This window comes from Pseudomonas sp. TMW22090 (assembly GCF_022496665.1).
Classification (GTDB): Bacteria; Pseudomonadota; Gammaproteobacteria; order Pseudomonadales; family Pseudomonadaceae; genus Aquipseudomonas; species Aquipseudomonas gregormendelii.
Genome location: NZ_SCFH01000009.1, coordinates 75485 through 89299 on the forward strand (window position 1 = coordinate 75485; position 13815 = coordinate 89299).

At 48.0% G+C, this 13815-nt stretch carries 14 protein-coding genes; all 14 read left to right on the forward strand.

The annotated features are described in order from the left end of the window. Positions 1-2 precede the first annotated feature (2 nt). The 14 genes from EQV97_RS23115 to wecB all read left to right on the forward strand — a co-directional run bounded on the left by EQV97_RS23115 (position 3) and on the right by wecB (position 13802). A complete protein-coding gene (locus tag EQV97_RS23115) occupies positions 3-281 on the forward strand; it encodes a hypothetical protein (protein WP_045060271.1) in 279 nt (92 codons plus the stop codon). Between the two features lie 151 nt (positions 282-432). Beyond that, positions 433-729 (forward strand): integration host factor subunit beta, encoded by a 297-nt coding sequence (gene ihfB / locus EQV97_RS23120; RefSeq protein ID WP_003218804.1) that lies wholly within the window; start codon positions 433-435, stop codon positions 727-729. A 27-nt stretch (positions 730-756) separates the two neighbouring features. Next, positions 757-993 carry a LapA family protein gene (locus tag EQV97_RS23125; protein ID WP_045060269.1) on the forward strand — a complete coding sequence of 79 codons (237 nt, stop codon included), beginning with the start codon at positions 757-759 and terminating at the stop codon, positions 991-993. Positions 994-1221: 228 nt separating this feature from the next. After that, entirely contained in the window at positions 1222-2298 is a 1077-nt protein-coding gene (gene rfbB, locus EQV97_RS23130; RefSeq protein ID WP_225569109.1) for a dTDP-glucose 4,6-dehydratase, read from the forward strand. Then, positions 2295-3188 (forward strand): dTDP-4-dehydrorhamnose reductase, encoded by an 894-nt coding sequence (gene rfbD / locus EQV97_RS23135; protein ID WP_225569110.1) that lies wholly within the window; start codon positions 2295-2297, stop codon positions 3186-3188. The genes rfbB and rfbD overlap by 4 nt, the downstream gene beginning before the upstream one ends. Next, positions 3185-4075 (forward strand): glucose-1-phosphate thymidylyltransferase RfbA, encoded by an 891-nt coding sequence (gene rfbA / locus EQV97_RS23140; RefSeq protein WP_225569111.1) that lies wholly within the window; start codon positions 3185-3187, stop codon positions 4073-4075. The genes rfbD and rfbA overlap by 4 nt, the downstream gene beginning before the upstream one ends. A 383-nt stretch (positions 4076-4458) precedes the next feature. Next, the gene (locus tag EQV97_RS23145) at positions 4459-5505 is read left to right on the forward strand and encodes a Wzz/FepE/Etk N-terminal domain-containing protein (RefSeq protein WP_225569112.1); all 1047 of its coding nucleotides are present in this window, start codon (positions 4459-4461) and stop codon (positions 5503-5505) included. A 224-nt stretch (positions 5506-5729) separates the two neighbouring features. Further along, positions 5730-7031: a flippase gene (locus EQV97_RS23150; RefSeq protein ID WP_240890126.1), complete on the forward strand. Its 1302-nt coding sequence runs from the start codon at positions 5730-5732 to the stop codon at positions 7029-7031. After that, positions 7016-7831 (forward strand): glycosyltransferase, encoded by an 816-nt coding sequence (locus EQV97_RS23155; protein ID WP_225569114.1) that lies wholly within the window; start codon positions 7016-7018, stop codon positions 7829-7831. The genes EQV97_RS23150 and EQV97_RS23155 overlap by 16 nt, the downstream gene beginning before the upstream one ends. Continuing rightward, positions 7824-9041, forward strand: a complete 1218-nt coding sequence (locus EQV97_RS23160; RefSeq protein WP_240890127.1) for a putative nucleotide-diphospho-sugar transferase — start codon at positions 7824-7826, stop codon at positions 9039-9041. Before EQV97_RS23155 ends, EQV97_RS23160 begins: the two co-directional genes overlap by 8 nt. Positions 9042-9187: 146 nt before the next feature. Further along, positions 9188-10456, forward strand: a complete 1269-nt coding sequence (locus EQV97_RS23165; protein ID WP_225569116.1) for a hypothetical protein — start codon at positions 9188-9190, stop codon at positions 10454-10456. Between the two features lie 37 nt (positions 10457-10493). Beyond that, a complete protein-coding gene (locus EQV97_RS23170) occupies positions 10494-11528 on the forward strand; it encodes a polysaccharide biosynthesis protein (RefSeq protein WP_045060273.1) in 1035 nt (344 codons plus the stop codon). A 3-nt stretch (positions 11529-11531) separates the two neighbouring features. Further along, the gene (locus EQV97_RS23175) at positions 11532-12650 is read left to right on the forward strand and encodes an NAD-dependent epimerase/dehydratase family protein (protein WP_225569117.1); all 1119 of its coding nucleotides are present in this window, start codon (positions 11532-11534) and stop codon (positions 12648-12650) included. 21 nt (positions 12651-12671) lie between these two features. Beyond that, positions 12672-13802, forward strand: coding sequence for a UDP-N-acetylglucosamine 2-epimerase (non-hydrolyzing) (wecB, locus tag EQV97_RS23180; protein WP_240890128.1), 1131 nt, complete (start codon positions 12672-12674; stop codon positions 13800-13802). Positions 13803-13815 lie beyond the last annotated feature (13 nt).

Here is a 13815-nt window from a genome sequence, read left to right on the forward strand (position 1 = left end):
GCATGAACAAGCTCATGGTCGCCATAGCAGTACTGGCACTGGCAGGCTGCACCACCAGCGCCAAGACCCATGCGGTGCGTGGTGTCAGCGGGATAGAGATCGATTGCTCTGGCCTGGGCTCGGGTTGGGAGAAATGCCGCAAGCGCGCCGACAAGGAATGCAAAGCGGCAGGCTACAAGGTTATTGCAAGGTCGGATGACGCCAAGGACGAGGATGAATACCCATTCGGTTTTAATCCCGCAGGCTACCTGACACGCACCATGCTGGTGATTTGCAGGTGACAGAACAAGCGGCCCGCCAGCTTGAGACGCCCGCAAATAGGGCGACTCAAAGCCGGTAACGATATGTCAAATCTTGGACTGTTCAAATGGCTCCGAGCGTGCTAAAACCTTTGAAGCGCTGATCTAGCTGCTTGAAAAAGAAGGGAAAAATATGACGAAGTCGGAGTTGATCGAACGAATTGTCACCCATCAAGGGCTGCTCTCATCCAAGGATGTAGAGCTGGCCATCAAGACCATGCTTGAACAAATGTCCCAATGCCTGGCCACCGGGGATCGAATCGAGATCCGGGGTTTTGGCAGCTTCTCATTGCACTACCGCGCACCGCGGGTAGGGCGCAATCCCAAGACCGGGCAGTCGGTTAGCCTGGATGGCAAGTTCGTTCCGCATTTCAAGCCGGGGAAGGAGCTGCGGGATCGGGTGAATGAAGATGAGGAGGAGGGGGTTTGACAGCCTTTGATTTTCAAGGAGTTGCTGATGCGTAACTTGAAGCGCGTGGTGCTGGCAGTATTTGTCCTGTTGCTGGTTCTTGCGACTCTCGCATTCGTGCTCGAGAACCAGCAATCGGTTTCCTTGCTGTTCCTTGGTTGGTCAGGACCTCAGCTACCTGTTTCACTGGCGATGCTTTGCGCCCTACTGATGGGTATGTTGATCGGGCCATTCCTGGGTTGGTTCATCAAGCGCAAATCCGTACGGTCCAAATATCCCGGTTGAGCATGGCCGGTGTCGAAAAATGTGTTTTCCTTTAGCCGCTGCTTGTCTACATCCATTAGTAAAAAAGTCATTAAGCTGTAAAATGCTTCGCTTGTCCGAAAGCGGCTGGTTCCGAGGTCGGGCAGACTGACTCTGCAAGTAGCCTCGGTTCATTGCCGGCTTTTGCATTAATGGATTAGACAGTGCTCGGTTGGCGGCCCTGTCAGTAACTCAAGGGTATGTTTTCGCGTGAAAATTCTCGTAACCGGCGGCGCCGGATTCATTGGTTCGGCGGTGATCCGTCATATCATCTCCAAGACTTCCGACTCTGTCGTGAACGTCGATAAGCTCACTTATGCCGGTAACCTTGAGTCTTTGGCAGGGGTCAGCCAAGACGCCCGGTATGCATTCGAGCGCGTTGATATTTGTGACCGTGACCAGGTCGATAGGGTTTTGCGCGAACACCAGCCGGACGCGATCATGCACCTGGCCGCAGAGTCTCATGTCGATCGTTCCATCTCCGGTCCGTCTGAATTCATCCAGACCAATATCATCGGCACATACACCTTGCTGGAAGCCGCACGGCATTACTGGCTGGCGCTAGAAGATACGCGTAAAGCCAGTTTCCGTTTTCATCATATTTCAACTGATGAAGTATATGGAGACCTGGAAGGTCCCGAAGATCTTTTCACCGAAACGACACCCTACCAGCCGAGCTCGCCGTACTCCGCCAGCAAGGCCAGTTCCGATCACCTGGTCCGTGCTTGGGCGCGCACATACGGTCTGCCAACACTGGTGACCAATTGCTCGAACAACTACGGCCCGTGCCACTTCCCCGAGAAATTGATCCCGCTGATCATCCTCAATGCGCTGGAAGGAAAGCCTCTCCCTGTTTACGGTAAAGGCAATCAGGTACGTGACTGGCTTTACGTCGAGGATCATGCCCGTGCACTTTATAAAGTCGTCACCGAAGGCGTAATTGGCGAGACGTATAACATCGGCGGACATAACGAAAAGCAAAACATCGAAGTGGTGCACACTTTGTGCGCATTGCTCGATGAACTGCGTCCAGACTCCGCACATCGTCCGCATGCCAGCCTGATCACCTACGTTCAGGACCGTCCTGGGCATGACCAGCGCTACGCTATCGATGCCAGCAAAATCCAGCGGGAGCTGGGCTGGACGCCGGAAGAGACCTTCGAAACCGGCATTCGCAAGACGGTTGAATGGTATCTGGGTAATGCGGAGTGGGTAGAGCACGTTAAAAGCGGAAGCTACCAGCAGTGGATCGACCAGAACTACTCGGATCGCTCGGGCAAAGCATGAAAATCCTCCTGTTGGGCAAAAACGGTCAAGTCGGATGGGAGCTCCAACGTTCCCTCGCTCCACTGGGTGAGCTGATCGCACTGGATCGTCAAACACATGATGGCTTGTCGGGCGACCTTTCTGATCTCGACGCATTGCGCGCGACGATTCGTCAGGTCAAGCCTGACATCATCGTCAACGCCGCCGCGTACACCGCCGTGGACAAGGCAGAGTCGGAAACGGAATTGGCAGACACGGTTAACGGTCTGGCAACTAAGGTCATGGCAGAAGAAGCTGCAGCGATGAGTGCCTGGCTGATTCACTACTCCACCGATTACGTCTTCAACGGGGAGGGTTCTACGCCTTGGCAGGAAACTGATGCCGTCGCCCCCGTAAATCATTACGGCTCCAGCAAGTTGGCGGGAGAGCAAGCGGTCATTGAATCCGGATGCAAGCATCTGATATTCCGCACCAGTTGGGTATACGGTGCTCGTGGAAGCAACTTTGCCAAGACCATGCTTCGACTGGCTAAAGATCGCGAAACATTAAATGTCATCGCTGACCAGATAGGGGCGCCCACGGGCGCCGATCTGATTGCAGATGTGACGGCGTTAGCGATCCAGCAAGTTGTGCTGCGCCCAGAACTGTCAGGTCTATACCACTTGGCAGCAAGCGGTGAGGTTTCATGGCATGGCTACGCAACTTACGTGATCGAATTCGCCAAGGCCAACGCCGAACAGCTCGCTGTCAAAGCTGTAGATCCCATAAATACTACTGAGTACCCAACGCCTGCACGCCGTCCTTTGAATTCGAGACTGAATACTCGGAAGCTGCGTGACAATTTTTCTTTGCACTTGCCGGATTGGCAAAGTGGCGTATCCCGAATGCTTATGGAAGTTTTGAACAAATGACTACAACAAATCGTAAAGGAATCATTCTCGCAGGCGGCTCAGGCACTCGGCTCCACCCACTTACGTTGGGTGTTTCGAAGCAAATGCTACCGATTTACGATAAGCCGATGATTTTCTATCCTTTGTCGGTACTAATGCTCGCGGGTATGCGTGAAATTCTGATCATCTCGACTCCTGAAGATCTTCCATGTTTCAAAAAACTTCTGGGTGACGGCAGTCTTTACGGTATCAAACTCACCTATGCAGAGCAGCCTAGCCCTGATGGCCTGGCACAAGCTTTCATCATCGGTGAAGAGTTCATTGGTAAGGATCCTTGCTGCCTGATTCTGGGAGATAATATTTTCTACGGTCAGCACTTTTCCGACAACTTGCGCTCAGCCGCCTCCCAGCAACATGGCGCGACGGTGTTCGGCTACCATGTTTCCGATCCGGAACGCTTTGGTGTTGTCGAGTTTGATAAGTCTGGTCGCGCTTTAAGCATCGAAGAGAAGCCGCTTAAGCCAAAATCCAGCTACGCAGTCACTGGTTTGTACTTCTACGATAACGAAGTCGTGGAAATTGCAAAGAGCATTCAACCTTCTGAGCGTGGTGAGCTGGAAATCACCGATGTAAATCGTGCCTATCTTACGAAAAACGCCCTGAATGTTGAAATGCTGGGCCGGGGCTTTGCTTGGTTGGATACAGGGACACACGACTCCCTGCTTGAGGCAAGCCACTTCGTGCATACAATTGAGCAACGGCAGGGCCTGAAAGTCGCTTGCCTCGAAGAAATCGCTTACAACAGCGGTTGGATCACGGCCAACCAGTTGGCCGCTCAAGCAGCGGCATTGAAGAAAACGGGCTATGGTCAGTATCTGCAGAAATTGCTGGATAATCCTTCCCATTGAATCGAGAGACTTGATGTCTGAGCGGTTATCCAAGTCGCTAAGCACCTACGTATGCAGTAATCCATCCCTGTGACAAGGTTCCCTGGGATAGATTACTGCACCGGTAGATGATGGTGATGTCTTGGAGAAGAAAAGTTCAGGATATGTATTGCCTGTATCGATGCTGATCTGCGGGAAGCAACAGAACCTGCTACTGATCTCAAATCATCAAGTTTTACCGATTTTTGGAGGATGCCAGTGCGCGACTTCCATTGTTCGATTCTCGCCCGCAAGGAATCTGATGGCAGTGCGTCAGATGGGGGAGGCAGAAGCTGATAAATGGATGCTGAAGAGGATGACATTTGCATCCAATCCACCGAAATATTGAAAAGGTTAAACCTGATATGGCGAACAACCCGGCAAACACGCAGGGCATGAATGAGATCAACCTGTATGAACTGGTTGTGGCGTTGTGGGCTCAAAAATTTTTGATCGTGGGCGTTGCCTTGATCGTAACACTGGCAGCTGCAACGTATGCATTCGTCAGTAAGCCTGTCTATGAGGCCCGCGTTTATCTCCAGCCGCCTACCTTGAACGGAATTGCCGATTTTAACTACGGGCGGACCAGAGACTCAGAACTGACACCTTTTACGATCAAAGATGTCTATGACGTGTTCACACGTTGCCTGCAGAGCGAAACATTGCGTCGCGCCTTTTTTAAGGACACTTACCTGCCTTCACTCTCAGAGTCCGAGCGCGGTGGTTCGCAAGATGTACTGTATTCCAAATTCTTGAGAGAGCTGACTATCGGTTTTCCTACCAAGGAGCAGCCAGATCGCTATTCAATCGCCGCAGAGGGTGAGGACGCCGCCCAAGTCACTGAGTGGGTGAAAACATTTGCAGCCAGGGCGGGTAGTGCTGCCGAGAACGAAATGATAAGAAACACTACGCGCGAAGCGGAGGTCCGGGCCCGGAACCTCGGTCAGCAGATCAGCACCATTCAGGAGACCGAGAGCCGAATCCGCCAGGACTCTATTACGCGATTGCGAGAAGCGCTTACGATTGCCGAGGCAATTGGTCTGCAAAACCCACCCATTATCTCTAGCAACCTGTCTGCTGAGGTGTCTGCGGCAATGGATGGACAGTTGACTTACATGCGTGGTAGCAAAGCGCTCAAAGCTGAAATCGAAAACCTGGAAAATCGTAAGTCTGATGACCCCTTCATCGAAAAGCTGAGAGCGTTGCAGATCAAGCAAAGTTTTTATCAAGATCTGCAGGTTAGTCCAGAGACCGTTTCTGTTTACCGGCAAGATGGTCCTATCGAACAACCAGACCGCCCCATCAAGCCAAAGAAAGGCCTGATCATTCTTCTGGGACTGCTGCTGGGCACGGTACTAGGCGTCATGGTTGCATTGATTCGTTATTTGGTACTGACCAAAAAGGGTGCCTAGTTTTGTCATAGCTTCACGCAATTATCCAACTCTTAGAGAAGATACTGAAGAGGTCCCGGTATCGCGTGAGAATGTTTGGCCGGCGAGGCGGGCCTGTTAGATTGGCAGGGATCTGACAAAATAAGGTTTACCGCCGACTCGGCGGTGATCCGGAGGAATGCAATCCACGCCGGGACTCTGGAGTCGTTCGGAGGCCGCATGATTTCATTACGTGAGCTATTAGAATGTCTCTTAGAAAGAATACATTGTGGAACTTGCTAGGCAGTGGAGCCCCATTTTTGTTGGGGGCTGTGACGATACCCTTCTTGCTGAACAGCGCGGGTGTTGAGATATTCGGAATTTTAACTCTTGTCTGGGTTTTGATAGGCTATTTTAGCTTGTTTGATTTCGGTCTCGGTCGTGCGTTAACTCAAACCGTTGCTAAAAAACTCGCCGGTGGGACGAACGAAGAAGTTTCAAGAATTATAAATCTCGGTCTTGTCATGGTTTTGGCGGCTGGAGTTTTTGGCGGGGTACTGCTTGCGTGTACAGCATTTCCCTTAGGGATGCGATGGTTGAGTGTCAGCCCTGAGTTACAGCATGATGTTGTCATATCTCTCTTGATAGCCTCTGTGGGCATACCTTTGACTACACTGACGTCCGGTCTAAGGGGGGTGCTGGAAGCCTATGAAGAGTTTGGCAACGTCAATCTTTTGAGAGTGTTGCTTGGGTTGGCAAATTTTGGCATGCCGGCTATCACAGTGCTGATTTGGGGGCCGATGTTAGAATGGATGGTAGCGAGTCTGGTCTTGTCTAGATTTATCGTTTTCTTGGCACACGCCTACTTGGTTCGTCAGAAAACAAAATTCTATTGGATCAAACCGAAATCCCATCCTGAAGAGGTGAGGGGGTTGCTGACGTTCGGTTCTTGGATGACCTTGTCGAATCTCATCAGCCCTTTAATGGTAACTGCGGACAGATTTGTTATTTCATCTGTTGTGGGCGCCAGTTTGGTGGCTTATTACACTGTGCCATTTGAAGTTTTGATCAGGTTTTTAATACTTCCAGCGGCGTTAACTGCTGCGCTGTTTCCCAAGTTGTCGGCGCTGATTGCGGTAGATATCGCGGCTGCGGAAAGGCTTTTCAAAAAATCTGCATTGCTCATCGCGGTTGTGATGTTGGTTATATGTTCTGTTGCATCCGTAGGGTCACTGTGGGGAATGACGCTGTGGCTGGGGCAGGATTTTGCCGAGCACTCCTGGCGTCTCGCATCGATATTGGCTGTCGGGATTCTGTTCAATTCCATCGCACAAGTTCCTCATGCCGCCGCGCAAGCGGCAGGAAATGTGAAGGGCACGGCACTCGTGCATTTGGCAGAATTTTTTATATATTTCCCCTGCCTATTTATCTTTGTGCATAATTTCGGCCTGATTGGAGCGGTTGTGGTCTGGGTGATGAGGGCATTCATTGATATGTCTTTAATGTTTGTGCTAGCGCGCAATGTGTTTTCAGGGAACAAGAAGGGGGCCATATGCGCCGCGAAGTAGCCATAGGGATAGTTGTATACAACGCTGGTGAAAATCTGCTGGGTCGGCTGAAGATGGCCGTGGAGGCAGGTCACAGCGTATATATATTCGACAATTCACCTTCTAATGATTCTGTAAAGCAGCTAGCCAAGAATCAAGAAGGTATCGAGTATTTTACATGTGGCAATAATGTCGGTCTGGGGTATGGCATTTCTACAGTTTGTGCTCAGGCGGAGGCAGATAATTTCCAAGCATTGATGTTTTTCGATCAGGATACGGGATTCAGCAAAGAAACTTTGGATTTCGTAGAGCAATTTTATTCAGATAAAAAACATCTTGTTTCGGAATACAGCGCCTTCTTATTCAACGCCAAAAATGTCGACAAAGACGCTACGAATGACGGACTGAGAGATGTTCTTTTGGCCATCAATAGCGGAAGCCTTTATTTTTTAAAGAACCTTAAAAAATTGGGATGGCATGACCATAGCTATTTTGTTGATGGTGTTGATTATAAGTTTTGCCTTGATTCCTCCAAGAACAACATGAAGATCGGGGAGTGCTCATACACGCCAGGTTTTGATCATGTCACGGAGCAAGAAGACAGTATTTACTCATTCCTAGGAAAAGAATATCAGTTCAGGCCATATTCGTTCAAGCGTATCGTGGATACTTCTGTTTCCAGCGTCAGGTTGATTACATACTCGCTGCTGAATGGTGAGTGGAAATTTTTGAAGGTTTTCGTTCGGTTGTTTTCTATTTACCTCGTTACTCAAGTTTATGTGCGGGTTGCCAATTTCTGGAGGCGTAATAAAAATGTCTAATTCAGACAGCGTAGAAAATACAGGTTACAAAGTTTTCACCGTCTGTAATTTGGCTTATTTGCCGAAAGCTTTGGTGTTGGCTGAGTCGCTCGCGGCTTTCAATCACCCGAAGCTGAAGATCTTTATATTTGATAAGAAAATTGAAGGCGATCTGCCGCATGATTTGGCAGATTTTGAATGGGTTGAGGATCTTGGTTTAGAAAACTTCAGTCATTACGCATTTAAATATGATATTACCGAATTTAGTACTAGCCTGAAACCCTGGTTAGCGCTAAGGCTGCTGGAGTCAGCGCAGAAAGTAATATTTTTGGATCCTGATACGTGCTTGTTTAACTCGCTTGATCCTATTCTGAATCTTCTTGATGAAGAAGAGATAATTCTTACGCCGCATTATGTAACTCCTCATCCGGAAGGTGATGTGGGTATGATGCGTTTTGGCTCGTTTAACTTGGGGTTTTTTGCAGTTAATAGTTCGTCGGAGAGTGTCAAATTCCTGAATTGGTGGAACGAGCGCTGTCTTGATCTTTGTTATTTTGAAACTCAATTTGGATTATCAACTGATCAAAAGTGGGTGAGTATTGCTCCGTGTTTTTTTCCGAAGCTGCATATCTCTTTTGATCTTGGTTTTAATGTGGCCTTCTGGAATGCGCATGAGCGCGTAGTTTCCGTAAATCCGCAGGGCGGGTATTTGATTAATAACGAATACCGTCTGATTTTTTTCCACTTCAGCTCCTTTGACGAAAAAAATCCAGATTTATTGAGCAAGCGCGAATTTGCCGACAGAGAGACTGGGCGAACTGACTATTCTGAACTGGCCCATCGCTACAATAAGTCATTGCAGCGTTTGAAAATTCCGATTTCGAAAACCAGATATGGTTTTGACTATATGTCTAATGGCGATTATGTATCGCCAACTTTGCGACGTGCATATGCGAGTGTTTTGAATGATCTGCCTCGTGGTCATGATCCGTTTGATTCGAATGGACCTGTAGCAGCATTTGCAAAGAAGAACTATTTGATCAGCGACAAGTCGGGGTACCAACCGACTGGTTTTGGTGATATTGAAAGTAACAAAAGCAAGTTTTTGATAGTTAACAAGCTAATGAAAATGGCGCTTTACGCTTTAGGGCCAAACCGATTCATGAATTTTTCCCGCCTGCTTGTATATCTTTCGAGCTTCAGGCTGAATCGGGATATGTGGAAACTGTAACTGCAGGTGGCTTTCAGTAGTGAGGGTTGGTTAAGTAGCGCCGGCTTTTAAGACTGTTAAGTAAGGCTGAACGCGCCTGAGGGGGGAAGCCCCCTCTTTAAGCTCAGTCCTACAGTTTTTTATATCTGAATCGCGCGGATCTGACATTGAATATTCAAACTGAAATTTCCAAGGCACCGAAGCTGGGCATTTTATCAATTTATTTGCTGTGGATTGCCTGTCTGTTTGATCCGATAGGCCAGATTTATCACATCAAGTTTGCGGCGATAGCTCTTGTCTATGTTGTTCTTGGATTAACAGTTGTCCTGGAAAGCGCGAGAATGCGCTTGGATGCATTTTATATTTTTGCATTTGTTTTATTTGTACTTTATCTACCCGCCTATGGCTTGTTAATGGCAGTCTTGCGAGGGGGTGTATCTGGCGTATTCATAGATACATCTTACATCTCAGCTGCTGTTTATATGGTTTGTTCACTGTTGTATCTAGCGCCAGGTTATCTATGGTGGGCCTATCGCGCACTCGTGGTATCGCTGCGGCTTTTATGTGCTGTAATTCTAGTTAGCTTCCTATTTATTGCTACAGGTACGTTCACTGACTTCGTCTACTTTTTTGTTGCTAATGGTGTGGCTTACGTTGGTGAGAGAGAATACGCAGGTGTAGCGTTCTACTATATATATTTTATAGCATCGCCAATGCTAATTTTTCTACTTTGTCATGAAACATGGAAGATGTTGGACAGGCCTTCTCTCAAAGCTGCTGTGTTTCTAATGCTTCCTGTATTTGCATTATTTCTGTCAGGTACCCGTGCGAGCATAATTTTATCTCTGTGCGCTCCTGTTTTTGTATGGATGTGGCACCGGTTTGGACGAGGTGCCATCGCGTTGATATTGTTATCGATCATCTTGGCTTTTATCGCTTTAGTGTTTATCGATGTACCTATCGTAAATGAGATGTTTGGAGCCGGGGAACAGAGTAATGCGACGAAGATAGGATATCTGGGAAGTTATGGCGAAATTTTCGCCAGTCCTCAGGTGGTATTGTTCGGTCAGGGATTCAACGCACATGTGTGGTCACCGGTTCTACAGAACATGTTGCCAGAGGGGGCTAGTAAGACAGAGCTAACGTACGTAGAGCTCCTTCGAGTATTTGGTTTGTTCGGGACCGCGATGCTGGTTTTCCTGCTTGCATTTCTGTCGCTCAGCGGAAAGGTAGCGAAGTCTGGGTATCCATGGATTGCCCCTTCGATATTTCTATATTCTGCGATATCAGCGATCAATCCATACATATTTTCCTCAAATGGGATGCTTTTGATTGGTTTCGCGACTGCGGCCATTGCATTTGCGCCGTCTGTAACCACGCTGGATTCATTGCCTGGTGAGAGTGATAATGGAACGCTTGCCTCTGATGGGCTATGATTATGCCGGCAAATATTGACTTTATAAGGGCTTGGTGATGTTCGAAAATAAAACGCTGCTTATCACTGGAGGTACGGGTTCCTTTGGGAATGCCGTTCTGAAAAGATTTCTTTCTACAGATATCAATGAAATTCGGATCTTTAGTCGGGATGAGAAAAAGCAAGATGATATGCGCAAGCGCTATGCCAGTCCGAAACTGAAATTTTATATAGGCGATGTTCGTGATTACCAAAGCGTTTTAAACGCTACTCGCGGGGTGGACTATATTTTCCATGCCGCAGCACTGAAGCAAGTGCCTTCCTGCGAGTTCCACCCGATGGAAGCTGTTAAAACCAACGTGATCGGCACTGATAATGTGCTTGAAGCTTCGATTCAGAACGAAGTCAAGCGTGTAGTGTGCTTAAGCACAGATAAGGCCGTGTATCCAATTAACGCAATGGGTATTTCGAAAGCGATGATGGAAAAAGTCATGGTCGCAAAATCTCGAAATGTCGATGAAACCAAGACTGTCATATGCGGCACGCGTTATGGAAATGTAATGGCCTCGCGCGGTTCGGTTATTCCGTTGTTTATTGACCAGATAAGAGCAAGCCAAGCGTTGTCCATTACCGATCCAAATATGACACGCTTTATGATGACGTTGGCCGATGCGGTAGATCTTGTATTATATGCGTTTGAACATGGTAATAATGGCGATCTCTTCGTCCAGAAGGCGCCAGCTGCCACAGTAGAGACTCTCGCGCTTGCGTTGACTTCAATGTTAGGACAGCCCGAGCATCCTATTCAGATAATAGGTACCAGGCATGGTGAGAAGCTGTACGAAGCTCTATTAAGCCGCGAAGAAATGGCCTGTGCGGAAGACATGGGTGAATATTTTAGAGTGCCACCTGATTTGCGTGATTTGAACTACAGCAAATTCGTAGAGCAAGGCGAAGAAAAAATTTCCACGATGGAAGATTATAATTCGCACAACACCGAGCGCTTGGACGTTGAAGGTATGAAGAAACTGTTGTTGAAACTCGATTTCATGCGTGCCATCCAGCGCGGCGAACATGCAGTGCCTGAGGAATAAAGAATGAGAGTCTTGATTACCGGTGCGAATGGATTTGTAGGCAAAAACCTTATTGCTCACTTACAGGAGCGCAAAGACGTTGAGGTGCTCCGATTTTGCCGAGAAGACAATGTAGCCAGTCTGGACTCGCTCGTATCTGAAGTGGATTTCATTTTCCATTTGGCCGGTGTCAATCGCCCCGAGCATGTTGAAGAATTCAAGGTCGGCAACGCCGATCTGACTCAGGCGCTATGCTCAGCACTAAAGTCCAGTGGTCGTAAGGTCTCTGTTCTATATACTTCATCAATCCAAGCTGAGTTTGGCAACCCGTACGGTGACAGTAAGCGTGAGGCTGAAGAAGCGTTGCTCAATCTGTCGGCCACTTCTGGCAATCACGTACATCTGTTCAGGTTGCCGAATGTATTTGGTAAATGGGCTCGGCCTAATTATAATTCTGCTGTAGCAACTTTTTGTCATAATGTCGCGCATAACTTGCCAGTTGTTATCAACAATGCTGATGCGACAATTTCCCTTGTCTATATCGATGATGTCATTAAAAAGTTCATTTCCGTGATGGATGGGGCGGAGTCCGCTAGTCCATTTTTGCAGGTTGAGCCTAATTACAGTATCACAGTCGGCGATCTTTCATCACAAATCCACGCTTTCAAAAATAGCAGGGAGTCGATGATAACCGAGCGCGTCGGTACTGGTCTGGTCCGCGCTCTATATTCGACGTACCTCAGCTATCTGCCACCCGAATCTTTTACTTACCAAGTTCCTAAGCATGGAGACGCTCGCGGAGTATTCGTGGAGATGCTCAAAACCAAGGATTCTGGTCAGTTCTCATACTTTACTGCGCATCCGGGTATAACCCGCGGCGGCCATTACCATCACACAAAAACCGAAAAATTTCTTGTTATCACCGGTAAGGCTTGCTTCCGATTTCGCCATATAGCTTCGGCTGAGTTTTATGAATTGTACACTGATGGCGAAACACCAGAAATTGTAGAAACCGTACCTGGCTGGAGTCATGATATTACCAATGTTGGCGAAACCGAAATGATCGTGATGCTGTGGGCTAACGAGATCTTTGATCGTGAGTTTCCGGACACCTACACAATGCCAGTGGGCACCGAAGCCTGATCGAATTAGGAATTTATCACAATGAAAAAGTTGAAGATTGTTACTGTTGTTGGCACCCGTCCAGAAATCATTCGCTTGTCGCGTGTTATCTCAGCGCTGGATAAGTACTGTGATCACGTTCTAGTGCACACAGGTCAGAACTACGATTACGAATTGAATGAGATTTTTTTCCAAGACCTTGGGATCCGTAAACCCGATCATTTCCTAAACGCAGCAGGCAGCAGCGGTGCTGAAACCATCGGGAATGTGATCATTGCTGTGGATCGAGTGCTTGCCGCTGTTCAGCCAGAGGCGTTGTTGGTGTTAGGTGATACCAATAGTTGCATGGCTGTCATCCCTGCCAAGCGACGTAAAATTCCAACTTTTCATATGGAAGCCGGCAATCGTTGTTTCGATATGCGGGTGCCTGAAGAAATCAATCGGCGAATCGTAGATCATACGGCTGACATTAATCTTACTTATAGCACTATCGCTCGCGATTACTTGCTAAAAGAAGGTCTGTCTCCTGATATGGTCATTAAGACCGGTAGTCCAATGTTTGAAGTGCTGAATTATTATCGCGATGGCATAGAATCTTCTGACGTGTTGGCACGTTTGGGCCTTGAACGCGGTAAGTTTTTTGTAGTTAGCGCGCACCGTGAAGAAAATATCGATTCTGATAAAAATCTTCTGAAGCTCGTCGATGTTCTAAATACCGTGGCGGTGAAATTTGGTTATCCCGTCATTGTTTCGACTCATCCGCGCACTCAAAAGCGAGTTGATGCGATGGGTATTGTGTTCCACGACAACGTAAAATTGCTTAAGCCATTGGGCTTCAAAGATTACAACAAGCTGCAGTTGGAATCCAAGGCGGTACTTTCTGATAGCGGTACAATCAGCGAAGAGTCTTCGATACTTAATTTCCCGGCATTGAATATCCGTGAGGCCCACGAGCGTCCAGAAGGCATGGAGGAAGCTGCAGTGATGATGGTCGGGCTTGAAGTTGAACGGGTGTTGCAAGGGTTGATGGTATTGGATGCACAAGCCTCTGGGGTGGAGCGAACGTTGCGCTTGGTTGAAGACTACAGCATGCCCAATGTGTCTGAAAAAGTAGCCCGGATCGTACATAGTTATACTGACTATGTGAATCGCATCGTCTGGAAACGTTACTAATTCGAGTTGTGAT